The organism is Micromonospora hortensis, from assembly GCF_022230935.1.
In the GTDB taxonomy this organism is placed as follows: Bacteria; Actinomycetota; Actinomycetes; order Mycobacteriales; family Micromonosporaceae; genus Micromonospora; species Micromonospora hortensis.
Window position 1 is genome coordinate 78,826 of the sequence record NZ_JAKKFE010000001.1, and the last position, 17,567, is coordinate 96,392.

Genomic DNA, 17,567 nt, shown 5'->3' on the forward strand with positions numbered 1-17,567 from the left:
GCCGATGAGTGAGATGTTGATACCCACACAGGCGTCCGAGCCGTCGCTGGACGACCCCCGCGCCCTCTACTGCGATCTGCTCAAGAAGGCACTGACCCGATACGTCTTCCGCGAGACGTGGATGCCCTACCACCCACGCCAAGGGTCCCTGCACGGCCGGATCCTCCAGCGCGGCCGGCACCTGCTGCAACGTAAGGGCCTGGAGCTGGTGCTCCAGTTCCCCTTCGACGCGGAGGCGCGGGCCACCGGCCGGGACTGGCCACCGGAGGCCGAGACCATGATCGGGCTACGGCGGCTGGACAACCTGGAGCGATGCGTCAAGGACGTGTTGGAGCGGGGCGTGCCCGGTGACCTGATCGAGACCGGTGTGTGGCGCGGCGGGGCGGTCATCTTCATGCGCGGGATGCTGCGCGCCTACGGCGACCGGGACCGGACGGTGTGGGTAGCGGACTCGTTCCGCGGCCTACCGAAGCCGGCTCCCCACCGGGTCGAGGACGTCGAGGACGCGCTCTGGCAGGTGCCGTTCCTGGCGGTGTCGTTGGAGCAGGTTAAGGCGAACTTCGAGCGCTACGGGCTGCTCGACGACCAGGTCCGGTTCCTCAAGGGCTGGTTCTCGGACACCCTGCCGACCGCGCCGGTGGAACGGATCTCGGTCATGCGTCTCGACGGGGACCTCTACGACTCGACGATGGTGGCGCTGCGCTCGCTCTACCCGAAGCTCTCCGTCGGAGGCTACGTGATCATCGACGACTACCACGCGGTGCGCGGCTGCAAGCAGGCCGTCGACGACTTCCGCGCCGAGCACGGCATCGAGGACGAGCTGCACCAGGTGGACTGGACCTGCCGCTACTGGCGGCGGTCGCGCTAGACCTGGGCCGACAGTGACGGCGGGTGGGATGTCTCAGGACCTCCCACCCGCCGTCTTCGTACCAGTGCTCAGTTGGCCGGTGGCGTCTGCGGGTTGGCCGCTACCCACTGCGCCACCCGGTCCTCGCGCAGGGCGGCGAAGAGCGCCGGGGCCCGGACCTCGTCCAGGCGTACGGCGGACCCGGCCGGGGTCTGCAGGTTCGCGTCGCTGAACGGGACTGTGACGAACTGGACCGTCTCCGGCTTCACCTTGCGCAGCACGAGGGCGAGGTCGGTGAGGTTCAGGTCGCGGTCGACGACAAGAGATTCGGCGGCGGTGGTGAGCACCCGGTCGAGTCGGGTCGGGCTGGTGAGCAGATTCGTCGCGGTGACCCGCTCGGCCAGGGCGCGTACCACGAGCTGCTGGTCGTAGATGCGGCCGAAGTCTCCGCCGGGCACACCGTGCCGCTGCCGCATCAGGTCGTCGGCCGCCTTGCCGTCCAGGTCGTGGCAGCCGGCGGGCCAGGTGGCGCCGGTGTCCGAGGACTTGACGGTGTACGGCAGGCACACGTTGATCCCCTCCACCGCGTCCACCAGCTTGCGGACGGCGGCGAAGTTGGCCACCAGCACGCCGTCGAGTGGCAGCCCGGTGAGCTTGGCGACCGTCTCGGCGGCCAGCGCGGCCCCGCCGAACGCGAACGCGGCATTGATCTTGTTGGGACCACCGGACCAGGTCTGCCCCGCCGGGGGCACGTCGACGTAACTGTCCCGGGGGATGGAGACGACGGTGGCGGCCTCCCGCGCGGCGTTGACGTGCACCAGCATGATGGTGTCCGACCGCTGCCCGGGGTAGAGGGCCTGGTCCGGCTCGCCGTCGCGGGAGTCCGACCCGAGCAGCAGGAGATTGAGCGGCCCCGACTCCCACCGGCGGTCGTCGTGGGTGCCCTGACCGAGGATGTCCTCGCGCTGCACGCGGCTCTCGTACCTGTGCTTCAGGCCGAAGCCGACGGTGACGAGGCCCGCGCAGAGCACGCCGAACATCAGGAGCAGGGCGAGGCCCGCCTTCTTCCAGCCGGCCATCGCCCGCCACCTCGACGGCGCCGGCGTGAGCGTGCGGCCGGGGATACCGGTCACCATCTTTACCACCTCTGCACGAACTCTCGGGACGCTGAACCTGTTGCGGGGCAAGGGATGTAGCCGTTCGAGTCACCCGCCTGCCCACTCATGAAGCATTTAATCACTCTTTAGGGTCTCTATGCCGCTTTATCCTCTTTGCCCGATTCTGCGATGCCATTCTGGCCTTCGAGTGAGCGAGGGAGTTGGCATGTACGGAGTACCCACCAAGGGGCCACACATCGGAGGTGGCCTTGCCGCCACCGGGGTTGCTGTCCAGTCCTGGTTGCTGGTCGGCGTCGGGCTGGTAGTGCTGGGATTGGCACTGTGGCTCGTCGCCATGTTGGGCCGCGAGCGATGACAGGTGCCCGACGCGGGTCGTGGCTGCGCGCCAGCGCGGGTGGCCTGATCGGAGTCGCCGCCGCCGTCGCCATGCTCTGGCGGTGGCACGACATCGCCAGCGCGGAGGCGTGGCTGAACGCTCATCTCGTCAACGCCGTCGGGCTGGCGGACACCAAATCCATCGGCGCGGCCGTGATCTTCCCACTGGACGAGCGCTGGGTCGGCTTCATGGTCTCCAGCGGCTGCTCGGTAGCCATGTTGCTGATCCCGCCGATCGTGCTCGCGTCGACGTTGGTCGGGTTCCGCCGCATCTCACTGACGCGTGGACTCAACGCCCTGGCGATGGCCGTCGTGCTGCTGGTCACCGTGAACCAGCTCCGACTCGGCGCGGTGGTGGTCTCGATGCAGACCTGGGGCTTCAAGCTGGGCTACGAACGCAGCCACGTGCTGATCGGCTCGGTGATCACGACCGCCGGTCTGATCGCCGTCACCATCCTCTTCGTGGTCCTGGTCAGCCGGACCAAGCGGATCTCCGGGACGGTCGCCGGTGTCCACTGAGACGCAGTCGCTCGCCCTGCTCAACACCGCGGCGTTCCTGCTGTGCGTCAGCTTCTGTGCGTACGTGCTGAGCATCCTGGTGTTCCACCTGAAGAGTGGACGTAGTCGGGGCGGCAGCCCGGACGGCTTCGACTGGCACATCATCGTGCCGTGCCGCAATGAGGCGTCGGTCATCGGCGAGACCGTGCGGCGCCTGCTCTGCGACTTCCCGCAAGCGACCGTCTGGTGCGTCGACGACGCCTCCGACGACGGCACGCTGGCCGAACTGGCCGCGTTCACCGACCAACCGCGGGTGCACGTGGTCCAGCGTCAACTGCCGGACGCGCGACAGGGTAAGGGCGCCGCCCTCAACGCCGCCTGGCGACGCATCGAGCAGTCGTTGCCCGCCAACGCGGACCGTACCCGGGTGATCGTCGGGGTGCTGGACGCGGACAGCCGACTCGACCCCCAGGGTCCGGTCGCCCTCTCCGGCCGTCAGTACTTCGGCTCGGCGCAGGTCGGCGCGGTCCAGGTGGAGGTGCGGATGCTCCAGTGCGCGCCGCGCCGGTACGCGCAGCCGACCGAGGTCGGTCGCTGGGGACGGCTGCTGATCCGGCTACAGGACATGGAGTTCCGCGCCCCGATCGCCGCCATGCAGTCGCTACGGCGACGCACCGGCAGCGTGGCGATGGGCGGCAACGGGCAGTTCACCCGGCTGTCCCTGCTCAACGAGATCGCCGATCAGCACGGCACACCGTGGCACGGCGCCCTCCTGGAGGACTTCGAGCTGGGCCTGCACATCCTGCTGGCCGGCGGTCGCACAGAGTACTGCCCGGAGAGCTGGGTGGCCCAGGAGGCGCTGACCCGGATCCGCCCGCTGGTGCGGCAGCGCACCCGCTGGGCCCAGGGGTCGATGCAGTGTGGCCGCTACCTCGGCAAGGTGCTGCGCTCGCCGCGCATCCGCAACTCGGCCACCCTGGAGATCGCCCACTTCCTGGCCGCGCCGTGGACCCAGCTGCTCGGCACACCGATCTACGTCGCCTGCCTGGTGGTGATGTCCTACTACATCGACAACACGATGGGTGGGCTGCGCGGCTGGTGGAACAGTGGCGGCTGGGGCGTACCCCCGCTCGTGCTCGTCTTCGGCATCGGACCGTTCGCCCTGTGGGGCATCGTCTACCGGATCCGTTGTGAGCCGCAGCTGTCGATTTCCAAAGCCCTGCTGCTCGGCGTCTGCCACTGGCTGTACAGCTACGCCCAGTCGCTGGCGGTCTGGTTGGCCTTCGCCCGCATGGTGACGGCCCGCACGGACTGGCAGAAGACCGCCCGTGCCGCCGATCCGCAGCCGGCTCCGGCTCGGGCCGTGGGCCGGGTGGCCGTCGGCCAGGCGGCAGTGGGTCGGGCCGCCGTGCCGGCCCAGCCGAGTCGGGGCCAACCGGCACGCCGGTCGCGTCGCAACGACGGACCACGGTCGATCCGACCGCCCCGGCATCTCAGCCACCTCTCGCACCTCGCCACCCCCACCACAGACCGCCCCGCAACCGCCCACACCAGAAAGTAGACATCTATGCCACGAGTTAGATCCGGTCTCGCCCGCACCGCCGCGGTGCTGGCCGGTGGTCTCGCCATGGTCGTCCTGGCGGCCTCTCCGGCAATGGCCGACACCTCCCAGTCCTCCGCCTCGGCCCTTCAGATCAGCCTGTTCGGTGGTGGCCTCGCCAGCTCCGGCACGGCGTCGGCCACCAACGACGGCACCACCGAGTCGATCTCCGGTAACCAGAATCCGCCGCTGGGCGTGCTCGGCGGGCAGACCGTCATCACCGCAGGGGTGCTGGGCCAGAGCGTCCGGGCGTTCAACGACGGCACCTCGGCGGCCTGCGCCGGTGTGCTCGGCACCGGCGGCTCGATCACCATCGGACCCGGCGGGTCGTGCCTCGTCACTCCGGGCGCCGGGGTGACGCTGACCCTCGGTACCAGCGGCCTCGCCACGATCGCACTCGTCGCCGACGCCATCTACTCGTCGTGCCAGGCCACCAGCAGCCCCTCGGCGACCGGCACCGCGAGCCTGGTCAACGCCCGGATCGTCTCGACGATCCTGGGCATCGAGACGACCCTGCTCGCCCTGCCGGTCAACCCGGCGCCGAACACCGGCCTGAGCATCCCGGGGCTGATCGACCTGACCCTCAACGGCCAGTCCAGCTCCGGCGTGGGCCAACTCACCGTCACGGCGCTGAACCTGACGGCGCTCGGTGGAGCGCTGGCCGGGGTCACCATCGGCACGTCGAGCTGCGGGGCCAACGCGGTCGCGCCCCCCATTCCGGTGATCCCGCTCGCCGGGGCACCGCTCGCACTCGGTCTCGGCGCGCTCGTGGCCGGCACCACCGGCGGGTTCTCGCTCTACCGGCGTCGCCGCGCGGCTGCCAGGAGCTGACCCGACATGTGTGCGAGCAGCTCGACACCGCGAGAGGTCCTGATCCTCGCCGGCACCAGGCCGGAAGGAGTGAAGACCGCGCCTCTGATCCGCCGTCTCCTCGATGATCCGAGGTTCACGGTACGGGTGGCGGATACCGGTCAACAGCCGGGACGCGTCGCCGAGGCACTCGCCCCGTTCGGTCTCCGCCCGGAGGTGAGCCTGCGCCCGCAACGGCGGAGCGGCTCGCTCGCCGAACTGGCGGCGGCACTGATCACGGGCATCGACGAGTTGCTCACACACCACCGTCCAGCGGCGGTCGTGGTGCAAGGGGACACCACGACCGCCCTGGCCGGCGGGACGGCCGCGTTCTGGCGGCACGTCCCGGTCGTCCACCTGGAGGCCGGGCTGCGGACCAACGACCTGGACCGACCGTTCCCCGAGGAGGCCAACCGCGCGATGCTCGCCCGCATCGCGGCGCTGCACCTGGCGCCGACCCCGGCGGCCCGGGCGAACCTCATCGGTGAGGGCATTCGCTCCAGCGCGATAGTGGTGACCGGCAACACCGTCGTGGACGCCCTCCACGACCTGGTGGAGCGCGGCATGGCCCAGGCGCCGGACTGGGTCGACGCGGCCCGCAAGCTGGTGGTGGCCACTGTGCACCGGCGGGAGAACTGGGGCGAGGGGGTGGCTGCCACCGTGGATGGGCTCCGTCGCCTGGCGCGCGCGTGCCCCGACGCCCAGATCGTGATGGTCACCCACCCGAACCCGCAGCTCAGCGCGGAGGTCACCACGGGCCTCGCGGGCGTCGCCAACGCCCGGGTCACGCCACCGCTGCCGTATCCACAGATGGTCGGGCTGCTGCGGGCGGCCGACCTGGTCGTCACCGACTCGGGCGGGCTCCAGGAGGAGGCCGCCACCCTGGGGGTGCCGTTGTTGGTCACCAGGGACACCACGGAACGTCCGGAGGCCCTGACGCCGGGCCGCGGCGAGCTGGTGGGAACCGATCCCGAACTGCTCCTGTCGGCGGGGCTCCGCCACCTTGCCAGCGGGCGGGCCGCCGTCGTGGACTCGCCGTTCGGCGACGGGCGGGCGAGTGACCGCTCCGTCGTCGCCCTGGCGGGGCTGCTGAACGTACCGGCCCGTCGGGTGGTGCAGCGTCGCCGCACCGCCGCCGCCATCGGCTAACGGCAGCCAACCTGGACAATCATCCCAATTTCCGGACAAACCTCCCTTACCCACTGATAATTGGCACATCGATCGGCAGCGCTCCGAGCCGTCGGTCCACACAGTTCAGTGATCAGAGGAGTTCCCAGGTGCAGGCGAAGTTGAACGGGCAGCGTTCCGCGACGCTGCAGGGCAGATACTCCGCCCAGCACAACGCCTTCGGCGTCCTGCGCCTGGCAATGGCCTGTGGCGTGATCATCGCGCACGCCGGCCCGCTCGGCTTCGGCCAGCACAACCTCGGCGCGGCCACCTTCGGCCGGCAGAGCGACCTCGGAACCCTCTGCCTGTACGGATTCTTCCTGATCTCGGGATTCCTCATCACCGACAGCGCGCTGCGCTCCACGCTGCGCCAGTACGTCCGCGCCCGCCTGCTGCGGGTCTTCCCCGGGCTGTGGGCCTGCCTGCTGGTCACCGCGTTCGTCTTCGCGCCCCTGGCGGCGCTGTACGAGAACGGCAACCTCGACGGGTTCTGGGGGCACCCTGAGGGGCCCTTCGACTACGTCACGACGAACTTCCTCGCCTCGATGGAGCAGTTCCCCATCTCCGGGTTGCTGGCCGACACTCCGTACGGCCAGATCGTCGGCGGGCCGAGCGCATTCGACGGTTCACTGTGGACTCTGCGGTACGACCTGGCGTTCTACGGGATCGTCGGCATCCTCGTGGTGACCTCGGTGCTGCACCGGGCGCCTCGCGCGGTACTCGTCCTCACCGCCGTCTGTTACGCCCTGGTCCTGCGGGACTTCTTCACGGCGCCGACCTGGAGCTCCCGCCCGCCGCAACACGGCGCGATCGGGCCGTTCCCCCTGCTCGGCGCGTTCGCCGCCGACTGGACGCTGATGCTCGGCTTCCTGTTCCTGCTCGGCGCCGCCGCCCGCCTGTACGCGCACCGGATCCCGGTGACCAGAGAGCTGGGCGTGCTGGCCGGCGTCGCGTTGGTCGGCTCGCTGTGGCTGGGCGGGTTCTTCGCTGTGGGTGTGCCGGCGTTCGCCTACCTGGTGCTCTTCGCGGCCGTCGCGCTGCCGAAGCGGCTGTCCGGAATCAGCCGCCGGCACGACTACACGTACGGCATCTACATCTACGGCTTCCCGGTGCAGCAGATGATCGCGCTGCTCGGCGGGGCCCGATTCGGGATGCTCGGCTACATCGTGCTGAGCCTGCTCGGTGCCCTCGTGTGCGCCGTGCTCTCCTGGCACCTGGTGGAACGGCCCGCGCTCGGGTTCAAGACCGGCAGCGGACGCGCGCGGCACCGGCGCGCGGGGCGCACCGCCAGCCCCCTCCCCGTGCTGATCCCCAGCCCGGTGACAGTCGCGGGAGCCGAGGCGCGCACCGGCACCGGCCGGCACAAGGCCGGTGCTCGGCACAGCCGGTCGGCGAAGAACACCCCCGTCACGGCAGCCGTGCCGCGCCGCGCCAAGCGGCCCACCGAGACGGCGGCGTCGTTCCTGGCGGCGCCCGCACGGACCAGGAAGGATCTTCCGTTCGACCCGGTGAAGACGCCCACCTCGCACACCCGGTCGGGTCGGTCCCACCGCGCGCCGACCACCTCGACGACACCACCCCGCTGATCGCGATGGGGCCGGAGCCAACCTGGCTCCGGCCCCACCACCGTCCGCAGGGGCGGCCGGCCGACTCAGGCCGAGAAGTTGCGGAACAGCAGGGACGCCAGGGCGAGCGCCAACGCCAGGTTGAACACCGTGGCACTGGCGAACACCGCTACCGGTCGCCAGCCCGCCTCCCGCAGCGACGCGACCCGGACCTCCAGGCCGATGCTGACGAAGGCCAGGATCAGGAACCACACGCGCAGGTCGTTGACGACGGCGATGGTGGCCTTGCCGTCCGCGCCAGCCGCGTCGAGATACCAGGTGGCGATGACCGAGGCCGCTATGAAGCCGAGGACGAACTTCGGGAACCGCGTCCACAGCTCACCGAGGCCCGGTCGGGCCGCGCCGGGCCGTCGTTCCACCTTCAGGGTGAAGTACGCGGTGAGCGCGACCGCCACCACGCCCATCAGGGCGTTCTGGGTGACCTTGACGATGCTGGCGATCTGGAGCGCCTCCTCACCGGCGAGCGCACCCGCCGCGGTGACCGCCGCGGTGGTGTCGATGTTGCCACCGATCCAGGCGCCGGCCACCGCGTCGGAGAGCCCGAACACGTCGGCCAACCAGGGCAGGATGAAGATGGACGGCAGCGCGAAGACGATGACCAGACTCGCCGTGTAGGCCAACTGCTCACGACGGGCCCGCACCGCGCCGGCGGCGGCGATCGCCGCGCTGACCCCGCAGATCGACACCGCCGACGCGAGCAGCGCCCGCAACTTGTCGTCGAGGCCGAACCTGCCGGCCAACCACCAGGTGAACAGGAACACCCCGCTGATCAGCAGGATCGCCTGGGCGATCGCCGGGCCGGCGGCGCTGGCGATGACGGCCAGGTTGATCGACGCCCCGAGCAGCACCAGACCGGTCTTGATGAAGAACTCGGTTCGGAACGCGGCGGCGATCCGGTCCCGCCACCCGAGCACTGTGACAGCGACGTTGCCGAGCAGGCCGAGCAGGATCGCGTAGACCGGGTACTCGACAGCCGCTCCGACGTCCTCGATGGCGGTGCCCTCGGCCCAGGCCGGGACGTTCTGCTCCAGGTAGCGGGTGAGCGCGGCGAGACCGACCACGATCAGCAGGCCGAGCGCCGTCCACGCCCAGAATGCCCCGACACGCGCCGCATTTGTCGGCTCGACAGGATCGGCGGTGGTCGACGACGTGTCGCGCTCGATCACGTCCTCGGCGGGCGGCTCGTCGACGCGTGCGTCGCCGACCGTGGCGGCCTCGGTGCCCGTCCGGGTCGCGTCGGCGGTCATCAGGGGACCAATCCGGCGGGGATGGCACCGAGCAGGACCAGTGCGAGCAGGACCAGGCCGAGGATGGTCGCCGCCCAGTCCTCGTTGAACGCGAGCCGGGACGCACCGGCCGTCGGCGGGTTGGGCGGTGGCTGGTCGGATGTCATGGCGTACCTCCATGGTGGTGAACCGAGCCGACGGTGCCGGATCGGTTCAGAAGCGCGGTGACGGGCGTGCGGAGCCGCGCCGGGTCACGAGTCGACGCGTGAGCCGGCGGTGCGGCCGGAAGAGGGGTGCGGTGCTGCGGTGCTCAGTCGGTGCCCGGTGCGCTCGGACACAGCTCACTGGCGGTTCGCATCAGGTCGACGACCCGATGCGAGGTGAGGAGCGGACCGACCGGCATTCACGTATTTTCCTACCGACTCGATAGGAATTCAAGACCGTCGACGCGAATTCTTCCTCTGCGGACGCCCCCGCCACGGACGACGGGGCCGGAGCCATCGCCGGCTCCGGCCCCGTCGGTACGCCCGATCCCCGCTACGGGGTCGGGTACTGCGTCAGGTAGACCGGAGCGCCGACCCTGGTCATGTCGGCCGCGTCCCCGACGCCGTTGACCACATGGTCGATCGTGCCGGCGCTGAGGTTGACGGTCATGATGTGATGCAGCCGCACCCCCGGCCGGTTCGGCACCTCGAAGCCGTTCTCGGTGTGGATCGACGGGTTGTTCTGGTTGAACACGTACACCCCACCCCCGTACAGGGTGTGGTGACGCACCCGGTCACCGACCTTGTACCCGGCCCAGCCCTCGACCGCGCCGTTCATCCAGTCGGCCTGCGTCGGCGGGTCGTACGGCAGCTCGTTCTGGTAGAGGATCGTGGTGCCGTGCTCGCCGTTCCAGACCGTGTTGTAGCGCTGGAAGTGTTCGACGAAGAGGCCGGTGGCGGTCACGTGGTCGCCGTTGATGACGGCCCCGTAGCGACCGGTGTTGGTACGCCAGCGGTCGGTGTCACCGTTGACGCCCTCGGTGAAGCCCTCGACGCCGTGATCACCGCGCCACACCCAGGTGTGGTCGATGAGCACGTTGTCACTGTTGACCTCCAGCGCGGTGTTCGTCCGCCCGATGTGCGGGCCGCCGACCCGGAAGTACACGTCGGAGAGGGTGGTCGGGTTGTGCGGGCTGCTCGCGTCGCGGCCGTGCTCACGTCCGACCCGCAGCAGGACCGGCGACTCGACGAGGCCCGCGTCGATCGTGACACCCGCGACGATCACCCCGGGAACACCGGCCACGTCCAGCGGGATCGCGCCGTTCACGGCGGTCAGCGTGGCGTGCCCGATCCCCAGCACCACTGTGTTCGGGCGCCGGATCTCGATGCTGCGCGCGATGCCGTACGTGCCGGGCGTGAGCAGCAGGTGCTTGCCTCGCGCCAACTGGCTGTTGATGACGCGCACCGAGTCCGACGGCTTGGCGACGAAGAAGTCGCCGATCCCGATGGTGCGCCCCGGCGTGATGCCGTCACCCCAGGAGACGCCCCGGCTGTCGCGCTGCGCGGCGGGCACCCGCACCTGGTAGCGACCCTTGCCGTCGACGAAGAGGTAGGGCTTCTCCCGGCTGAGCGGGGTGGTCTCCAGAGTGGTGTACGGCGGGTCGGGGAACGCGGCGTCGTCCGGCGCGCCCTCGACCCCCGCGAACACCTGGTTCCACACGGCGTTGGACCAGCTACCGACCTCGCTGTTGCGGGTCAGCCACTGTTGCTGCGACCCGTTGGTAGTGGCCGGCAGCCGTGAGTCGGCGATGAACCCTCCGCTGGCGTACTGCGGGCCGGCGGTGCAGTAGTCCATCAGAGACAGACCGCCGCCGCCGATGTTCAGTCGGCGCATCGACACTGCCTGGGAGACCGCCCAGAAGTTCGCCGACGACCGGCAGTCGTCCTGGCCGGCCGCGTTGATGGTGAGCGACAGGTTGGACAGGGTGCGCCAGAAGTTGACCAGTGCGAGGCAGTTGCCGGTGCCGCCGTCGGCCAGACAGCGGTTGTAGACCTCCAGCTTGCCGTTGACTGTCACGTCGGTGGGCGAGGCGCCCAGGCCGGACACCTCGGTGTAGTAGCCGACCTTGGCCTGCAACGGCTGCGCGGCCGTGCCGTACGTGCCGGGCTTGAACAGGTAGGCGTGCCGCTCGGTGCCCATCTCGTTGTCGACCTGCCGAGCGTGCGCCGCGTCGAGGGTCTGCTGGATCTCGCCGACCGGCATGGACGGGTCGAAGATCGTCACGTTCGGGCCGAAGTCGGGTGCGCCGTGCGTCGGGCGGCCGGCGCTGGCCCCCGTGCTGGTCATCGTGGTGGCGGTGGTCAACACCACTGCGAGCAGGAGGGTGCGACCGGATCTCCGGCGCACGTCTCGGGACGGGGTTGTCATGTGGTTCGTCCTCTCCGCTGGCCGGGCGTACTTCCGGCGCAGCTGGGGGCGGTGAGAGCGCTCTCTGACCCTTGCCGCCGGAGGTAGGGCCGGGCCGGAAGGGGTTGAGATGTTTCTACCCGTAAATGCGGCCGCACGCCACGAGCGCCGCACCGCGAATGTTGGCGGGCCAGGCGCTCACGGTACGGCGACGGTACGAAAAGGGAACACCGCGCTGGTCTGCTCGGCTCATGCGAGTACGCGGAACACCCGGAGCGTTCCGGCCCGGACGGCGGGCGATCGTCGTCATCGTCACCCTCGCCCTGGCACTGCCGCTGGCCGCGTCGTCGATCGCCGGTGCCCGGTCTGGCTCCACCTCGGCCGCACCGGCGCTGACCGTCGCGCCGTCGTCCGATCCGGGCCCGTCCGGGCCCGTCACGGCCGAGGATCGGCGGCTTCTGGTGCGCGCCGAGTCACTGCTCACCCGGGACTGCATGGTCCGCGCGGGATTCCAGTTGTGGCTGGGCACGTCGCCACCGGCAGACGAGCTGCTCTCCTTCCCGTACGTCGTCGACGACATCGCGTGGGCGCGGAAACACGGTTTCGGCTCGGACCTGGTGAAGGCGGTCGACGCCCGCCGGCGCACCGACCCCAACCAGCGCTACGTCAGCGGCCTGTCCCCCGAGCGCCGGGAGGCGTTCCTGGCCGCGCTCAACGGCGCCCGCCCGGAAGGGCTGGAGGCGCGGCTCCCCTCCGGCGGGGTGATGCGGCGCAGCGCCGAGGGATGCACATCCGAGACGCAGCGCCGGCTCTACGGCGACCTGGCCGAGTGGTACCGGTCGAGCAAGGTGGTCACCGACCTGACGTACCTGCGGCAGCGGCGGGTCCTCGCCGATCCGGCGTGGACGGCCGCGCTCCGACCGTGGGCGCGGTGCCTGCGGCAGCAGGGCCACACCGCGGACACCCCCGAGCGGTTACGGGAGAGCGTCGGCACCCGGGGGCGGGCGGACGAGATCGCCGCGGCGGTCGCCGAGGCGCGGTGCGCCCAGAACGGCCTCGCCGCGACGACACGGACGCTGGACGCCCGCCACGGCGACGAGCTGACGGCGGCGTACCACCAGGACGTGGCGGCGAAGAACCGGCTGGAGCACGGGGCGCTCCCCACGGCCCGGGCCGTGGTCGCCGCCGAGCACCAATGAACGCCGAGGCGATGGTCGCCCGGCGAGAAGGAGGATGAGATGAGACGTATCCACCTGGTCCTGGCGGGAGGCGCGATGCTCGCCACGCTGCTGGCCGGCGCACCGGCGGCCGCATCCCCCGCGCAACCGGGCGCGCTCGGATCGGTCAGCCAGGCCGCGCCGACCGATCGCGACGGCCGGGCCGAGCGGGTCGACCTGCCCCGGAGAACCCCACAGGACGGGGCGCGGACCGCGGCAGCGGCCGACGGCTACTTCTACGCCTACGAGCACGCCTACTGGGGTGGCCGCTGGTGCGCGTGGGCGGGCAACGCGAGCAACTGGGTCAACCCGGGCGGCGCCGCCACGACCGGCCAGTGGGACTGCGGCGGCGACTACAGCTTCGACAACATCGCCACGTCGGTCTGGAACAACGGTGTCTACCACGACTACGACGCGGTACGGATGCGCACCGGGGCGTTCCTCACCGGTGGCAGCATGTGCCTGTCGCGCGGCGACTACTGGGCCGATTTCACCCTCGGCTACCAGGCGTTCGACGACGGCACCCCCGCCGACAACCAGATCAGCTCGCACTACTGGGGCTTCGCCTGCTCGTGACACCGAGCCGGGCGGGGGCCGCAGCGCCCCCGCCCGGCACCACCATGCTCAGCGGCAGACATCCCCACCGAGCAGCGTCCGGTGCAGGTCGCGCAGCTCCCGCCCCGGCTCGATGGCGAGCTGCGCCGACAACTCCGCTCGCCAGTCCCGGTAGACACCCAGGCCATCGGCGGTACGTCCGCTGCGGTGCAGGGCGAGCATCAGTTGCCCCCGCAGCCGCTCCCGGAACGGATGCCGCCGGACCAACGCGACCAGCTCGCCAACCACCTGCGGGTGGTGGCCCAGGTCCAACCGCACGGCCACCCGCTGTTCGATCGCGGCGAGCCGTGCCTCCTCCAGTCGCGGCGCCTCCGAATCGGTCAGCTCCTCGGTGCCGTCGGCCAACGCCGGCCCGCGCCACCATTCGAGAGCCGTGCTCAACGCGGCTGACGCCTCCGCCGGCCGGCCCGCGTCGCGCAGCACTGCGGCCCGCCGCACCTCGTCGAGGAACCGGTCCAGGTCCAGCTCGCCCGCTTCCAACCGAACCGCGTAACCGTCGCGCCAGGAGCGGATGCGATCGGCGCCGAGCGCCCCCCGCAGCTCGGAGACCCGCTTACGCAGTTGGGTACGCGCGGTCGTCGGCGGCTGCTCGGCCCAGAGCAGGCGTACCAGCCGGCCCACCGACACCATCCGGCCATGTGCCAGCAGCAGCGCGGCCAGCACCGAGCGCTGCTGCGGACCGGCCAGCCGCACCGACTGACCGGCCCGGACGGCCTCAATCGGCCCCAGAATGCGGAACTCCATCTGCGTCACCTGCTCCTCCTCGTCGCCGAGGGAACTGTCGCAGCGGGCGTCGTCGAAGCGCTGTCACCGCACTGTCACGCACCCTGCGGCTGGGCGGTCACCGTGCGTCAACGTCCACACCGCCGTGTCGGACCGTCGTGTTACCGTCGCTGCCGGTCGACGTCGCGAGGCGTCTGGTCGGCCGACGCTGGGGGCTTTCGTGGAGTGGGATTTCGCCGTGCTCGGCGCGCTGCGCGTCTCCCGGTACGGCCGCACCATCCCCGTCCCGGCCAACCGGCAGCGGGCGCTGCTGGCCACGCTGCTGCTCAACCGGGGTGAGACGGTGAGCGTCCCCACGCTCGTCGATCGGGTCTGGGGCACGGGGGCACCCATCCACGCGCGAGCCGCGCTGCACTCGCTGGTTCGGCGGCTGCGCAGCACCCTGACCATCGAGGGCCCTCCCGGCGAGCTGATCGCGACGCACGCCAGCGGCTACCTCCTGGAGCTGCCGCCGGCCGCCCTCGACCTCTCCCGCTTCGACGCGCTCGTGGCGACGAGTCGCACCGCCGATCCACAACGCCGTGCCGACCTGCTCCGGGAGGCCCTGGCGCTGTGGCGCGGCGACCCGTTGGCGGACGTCGACTCCGAGGTGCTGCACCGCGAGGACGTGCCGGCGCTGACCGAGCGGTGGGCGCGCGCCAGCGAGGTCTACTTCGACACCGAGCTGACCCTCGGCCGGCATACCGAGATCGTCGCCGGGCTGCGGCGGGCGACCCGACGCAGCCCGCTGCGCGAGGGGCTGTGGGCGCAGCTGATGCTCGCGCTGTATCGCGATGGGCGGCAGGCCGAAGCCCTCGATGCCTTCCATCGCCTCGCCACGATCCTCGCCGAGGAGTTGGGCGTCGACCCGGGGCCGGCGGTGCGGGAGCTGCGCGACGGCATGCTCCGCGCCGACCCCGCGCTGAGCTGGCGACCACCTCCGGCGGCGGCCACGGCCACCCCCGCGGCGCCTCCGATGTCGTTGCTCCCGGCCGACATCGGCGTACTGCACGGTCGTGTCGCGACAGTCGAGGCCATCCGACGCTCGATCGTCACCGCCGCCAGCGAGGGACGTCTGCCGCTGGTGTCCGTGTCGGGCGCTCCGGGCATCGGCAAGACCGCTCTCGCCGTCCACCTGGGTCACCAGCTCGCCGACGAGTTTCCCGACGGCCAGTGGTACGCGCGACTGCGCGGTCAGCACAGGAATCAGGCTCGCCCGTTCGACGTCCTGTCCGAGCTGCTCACCTACTCGGGCGTGCCCCCGGCGGCCCAACCCGCCACCGCCGACGCCCGGGCAGCCGCGTTTCGGGCGGCGCTCGCCGGTCGCCACGTCCTCATCGTCTTGGACGATGCCGCATCAGCGGAGCAGGTCGAGCCGCTGCTGCCCGGCGCCGGCGGCTGCGCGGTGATCGTGACCAGCCGCAGCACGCTCGGCGCCCTGGTGGCGCTACACGGTGGACGGGCCGTCGGTCTGGACCCGCTCAGCCCGGACGCCGCGGCCGACCTGCTCGTCGCGGTGTTCCGGGATCACGGGTTCAGTGTGGCACCGGACGTCGTCCACGACCTCGCCGCGCTCTGCGGAAACCTCCCGCTGGCGTTGCGGATCGCGGCGGCAAACCTGGCCACCACCGGCCCGGAGGACGCCCGCGCGTACGTGCGGCGACTGCGGGACGGAGACCGGCTCGGTGGCCTCTCCGTGCCCGGCGACCCCCGAGTGGCGCTGCGCGCCGCGATCACACCGTCCTATCAACGGCTCGGCGGCGCCGAACGGCGCGCGCTGCGACTGCTCGGGTCGACCCCCACCGACTGCTTCACCACCGAGGACCTCGCGGCGCTGGCGGACGTCGACTGGTCCACTGCGGACGCCATGCTGCGCACCCTGACCAGCAGTCACCTGGTCCGCCCCGCCCGGGGCGGTCGGTTCGTGACCCACGACCTCATCCGCCTGTACGCGGCGGAGCAGTCCCAGCACGAGGACACCGTCCATCAGCGCGCCGAAGCCCTGGGTCGACTGTTCCACGGGTACCTGGCCATCGCCGACGCGCTGGCACGGCGCAACTACCCCCGGATGGCGTTCCTGCCCCGACCCGCCGGCTCGGTCCGGCGTACGGCGGTGGCCGCGCAGCCCGAGACGCCGAGCTGGTTCCACGCCGAGTACGCCAATCTGCTCAGCGCGATCCGGCACGTGGCGCAGCACGGCCCACGTGAGATCGCCTGGCACCTCGCCGACCGGATGCGCGGCTACCTCCAGGAGACCGGGGCGCACGGCGAATGGCGCGAGGTCGTCGAGTTGGGCCTGACTCAGGCCCAACGTGAGGGCGATGACCCGGGGGTGGCCGCGATGCAGTCGAGTCTGGCGACACTGAGCGCCAGCCGGGCCAACTATGCCGACGCGCGGCGGCGGTTCCGGGCGGCTCTGACCATCCAACTGCGTCTGGGCAACAGTGCCGGGCAGGCGTCCATCCTCAACAACCTGGGCATCGTGCACCGGGAGGAGGGCCAGCTGACCGAGGCGGGCGAGTGCTACGCACAGGCACTGCGGCTCTACCGCGAGGTGGGCAACCGGCACGCCGAGTGGAGCTGCCTGGGCAACCTCGGCGTCGTCCGCTTGGAACTGGGCCAGGTGCACGACGCGGTCCAGGCCCAGCAGGCGGCGCTGGAGGGTTACACGTCCCTCGACGTCACCGAGCAGCCGCGCAACGACATCGCCAACGTCCTGCACAACCTCGCCGTCGGTGTGCGCGCGCTCGGCTGGCCCAGCCTGGCGGTGCTGCACCTCACCCATGCCGTGGTGCTGCGTCGACAGGTGGGCGACCGCTACGGCCTCGCGACCGATCTTGACCAGCTCGCCGCCGCGTACGTCGACCTGGGCTACCACGTCAAGGCGCAGGGCCTCGCCCAGGAGTGTCTGAGCATCGCCCGCGCGATCGGTCGACGCCGGGTCGAGGCGGAGGCCCTGGCCACCCTCGGCACCGCCGCGCTTGGACTGCACGGCCCGGCACCGGCGCTCAAGCTGCTGCACCAGGCGTTGCGGCTGGGCCGGGAGATCGGTTACCGCCGGGCCGAGGTCAACGCGCACCTCGGCCTGGCGGCCGCGTACCGGGCGGCCGACCGACACCAGGAGGCGGTGAGGCACGCCCAGATGGGCGAACAGCTGGCCCGCGCGGCCCAGCACCACCTGCTGGCCCGGCAGGCCCGCGCGCTGCTCGGCGACGCCGCGCCCGAGCCGCTGCTGCGCTCGGCCGGCTGAACCACACCGCGGCGGCGTCCGGCGGAC

15 protein-coding genes are annotated in these 17,567 nt (G+C 71.2%); 10 read left to right on the plus strand and 5 right to left on the minus strand.

What is annotated here, in order from left to right; all coding sequences use genetic code 11:
• Positions 1-4 precede the first annotated feature (4 nt).
• A complete protein-coding gene (locus tag NIE111_RS00370; RefSeq protein ID WP_238682444.1) occupies positions 5-868 on the plus strand; it encodes a TylF/MycF family methyltransferase in 864 nt (287 codons plus the stop codon).
• 68 nt (positions 869-936) lie between these two features.
• Here the strand turns inward: NIE111_RS00370 and NIE111_RS00375 are convergent, their stop codons facing one another.
• Positions 937-1,983, minus strand: a complete 1,047-nt coding sequence (locus NIE111_RS00375; RefSeq protein WP_238682445.1) for an LCP family protein — start codon at positions 1,981-1,983, stop codon at positions 937-939.
• A 187-nt stretch (positions 1,984-2,170) separates the two neighbouring features.
• Between NIE111_RS00375 and NIE111_RS00380 the strand changes: the two genes are divergently transcribed.
• From NIE111_RS00380 to NIE111_RS00405, 6 genes are all read left to right on the plus strand, one after another.
• Positions 2,171-2,320 carry a peptidase gene (locus tag NIE111_RS00380; protein ID WP_088989215.1) on the plus strand — a complete coding sequence of 50 codons (150 nt, stop codon included), beginning with the start codon at positions 2,171-2,173 and terminating at the stop codon, positions 2,318-2,320.
• The gene (locus NIE111_RS00385; protein ID WP_238682446.1) at positions 2,317-2,859 is read left to right on the plus strand and encodes a hypothetical protein; all 543 of its coding nucleotides are present in this window, start codon (positions 2,317-2,319) and stop codon (positions 2,857-2,859) included. Before NIE111_RS00380 ends, NIE111_RS00385 begins: the two co-directional genes overlap by 4 nt.
• Positions 2,849-4,399 (plus strand): glycosyltransferase, encoded by a 1,551-nt coding sequence (locus NIE111_RS00390; RefSeq protein WP_238682447.1) that lies wholly within the window; start codon positions 2,849-2,851, stop codon positions 4,397-4,399. The genes NIE111_RS00385 and NIE111_RS00390 overlap by 11 nt, the downstream gene beginning before the upstream one ends.
• A gap of 6 nt (positions 4,400-4,405) precedes the next feature.
• Positions 4,406-5,269, plus strand: coding sequence for a choice-of-anchor P family protein (locus NIE111_RS00395; protein WP_238682449.1), 864 nt, complete (start codon positions 4,406-4,408; stop codon positions 5,267-5,269).
• Between the two features lie 6 nt (positions 5,270-5,275).
• Positions 5,276-6,436, plus strand: coding sequence for a non-hydrolyzing UDP-N-acetylglucosamine 2-epimerase (gene wecB, locus NIE111_RS00400; protein WP_238682450.1), 1,161 nt, complete (start codon positions 5,276-5,278; stop codon positions 6,434-6,436).
• A gap of 128 nt (positions 6,437-6,564) precedes the next feature.
• Positions 6,565-8,040 carry an acyltransferase family protein gene (locus NIE111_RS00405; RefSeq protein ID WP_238682451.1) on the plus strand — a complete coding sequence of 492 codons (1,476 nt, stop codon included), beginning with the start codon at positions 6,565-6,567 and terminating at the stop codon, positions 8,038-8,040.
• Between the two features lie 65 nt (positions 8,041-8,105).
• On the opposite strand, the gene NIE111_RS00410 is transcribed toward NIE111_RS00405, so the two are convergent.
• The 3 genes from NIE111_RS00410 to NIE111_RS00420 all read right to left on the minus strand — a co-directional run bounded on the left by NIE111_RS00410 (position 8,106) and on the right by NIE111_RS00420 (position 11,717).
• On the minus strand, positions 8,106-9,326 hold the full coding sequence (locus tag NIE111_RS00410) for a YeiH family protein (protein WP_238682452.1): 1,221 nt from the start codon (positions 9,324-9,326) through the stop codon (positions 8,106-8,108).
• Complete coding sequence (locus NIE111_RS00415) at positions 9,326-9,472, minus strand: hypothetical protein (RefSeq protein WP_238682453.1); 147 nt, start codon at positions 9,470-9,472, stop codon at positions 9,326-9,328. Before NIE111_RS00415 ends, NIE111_RS00410 begins: the two co-directional genes overlap by 1 nt.
• Before the next feature lie 370 nt (positions 9,473-9,842).
• Positions 9,843-11,717 (minus strand): pectate lyase-like domain-containing protein, encoded by a 1,875-nt coding sequence (locus NIE111_RS00420; protein ID WP_238682454.1) that lies wholly within the window; start codon positions 11,715-11,717, stop codon positions 9,843-9,845.
• A gap of 230 nt (positions 11,718-11,947) precedes the next feature.
• On the opposite strand from NIE111_RS00420, the gene NIE111_RS00425 reads away from it, so the two are divergent.
• Together NIE111_RS00425 and NIE111_RS00430 are read left to right on the plus strand one after the other, a co-directional pair.
• Positions 11,948-12,895, plus strand: coding sequence for a hypothetical protein (locus NIE111_RS00425; RefSeq protein WP_238682457.1), 948 nt, complete (start codon positions 11,948-11,950; stop codon positions 12,893-12,895).
• Between the two features lie 39 nt (positions 12,896-12,934).
• The gene (locus NIE111_RS00430; protein ID WP_238682458.1) at positions 12,935-13,489 is read left to right on the plus strand and encodes a hypothetical protein; all 555 of its coding nucleotides are present in this window, start codon (positions 12,935-12,937) and stop codon (positions 13,487-13,489) included.
• 48 nt (positions 13,490-13,537) lie between these two features.
• On the opposite strand, the gene NIE111_RS00435 is transcribed toward NIE111_RS00430, so the two are convergent.
• Complete coding sequence (locus NIE111_RS00435) at positions 13,538-14,272, minus strand: AfsR/SARP family transcriptional regulator (RefSeq protein ID WP_238682608.1); 735 nt, start codon at positions 14,270-14,272, stop codon at positions 13,538-13,540.
• A 199-nt stretch (positions 14,273-14,471) separates the two neighbouring features.
• On the opposite strand from NIE111_RS00435, the gene NIE111_RS00440 reads away from it, so the two are divergent.
• Positions 14,472-17,540: an AfsR/SARP family transcriptional regulator gene (locus tag NIE111_RS00440; RefSeq protein WP_238682459.1), complete on the plus strand. Its 3,069-nt coding sequence runs from the start codon at positions 14,472-14,474 to the stop codon at positions 17,538-17,540.
• The last annotated feature ends 27 nt before the right edge of the window (positions 17,541-17,567 follow it).

Bases quoted from the DNA above. Each gene is read 5' to 3' on its own strand.
- NIE111_RS00425 (WP_238682457.1), top strand. From the start codon at position 11,948: ATGCGAGTACGCGGAACACCCGGAGCGTTCCGGCCCGGACGGCGGGCG.
- NIE111_RS00385 (WP_238682446.1), top strand. From the start codon at position 2,317: ATGACAGGTGCCCGACGCGGGTCGTGGCTGCGCGCCAGCGCGGGTGGC.
- NIE111_RS00375 (WP_238682445.1), bottom strand. From the start codon at position 1,983: ATGGTGACCGGTATCCCCGGCCGCACGCTCACGCCGGCGCCGTCGAGG.
- NIE111_RS00395 (WP_238682449.1), top strand. From the start codon at position 4,406: ATGCCACGAGTTAGATCCGGTCTCGCCCGCACCGCCGCGGTGCTGGCC.
- NIE111_RS00415 (WP_238682453.1), bottom strand. From the start codon at position 9,472: ATGACATCCGACCAGCCACCGCCCAACCCGCCGACGGCCGGTGCGTCC.
- NIE111_RS00420 (WP_238682454.1), bottom strand. From the start codon at position 11,717: ATGACAACCCCGTCCCGAGACGTGCGCCGGAGATCCGGTCGCACCCTC.
- NIE111_RS00410 (WP_238682452.1), bottom strand. From the start codon at position 9,326: ATGACCGCCGACGCGACCCGGACGGGCACCGAGGCCGCCACGGTCGGC.
- NIE111_RS00370 (WP_238682444.1), top strand. From the start codon at position 5: ATGAGTGAGATGTTGATACCCACACAGGCGTCCGAGCCGTCGCTGGAC.
- NIE111_RS00380 (WP_088989215.1), top strand. From the start codon at position 2,171: ATGTACGGAGTACCCACCAAGGGGCCACACATCGGAGGTGGCCTTGCC.
- NIE111_RS00430 (WP_238682458.1), top strand. From the start codon at position 12,935: ATGAGACGTATCCACCTGGTCCTGGCGGGAGGCGCGATGCTCGCCACG.
- NIE111_RS00435 (WP_238682608.1), bottom strand. From the start codon at position 14,272: ATGGAGTTCCGCATTCTGGGGCCGATTGAGGCCGTCCGGGCCGGTCAG.
- wecB (WP_238682450.1), top strand. From the start codon at position 5,276: ATGTGTGCGAGCAGCTCGACACCGCGAGAGGTCCTGATCCTCGCCGGC.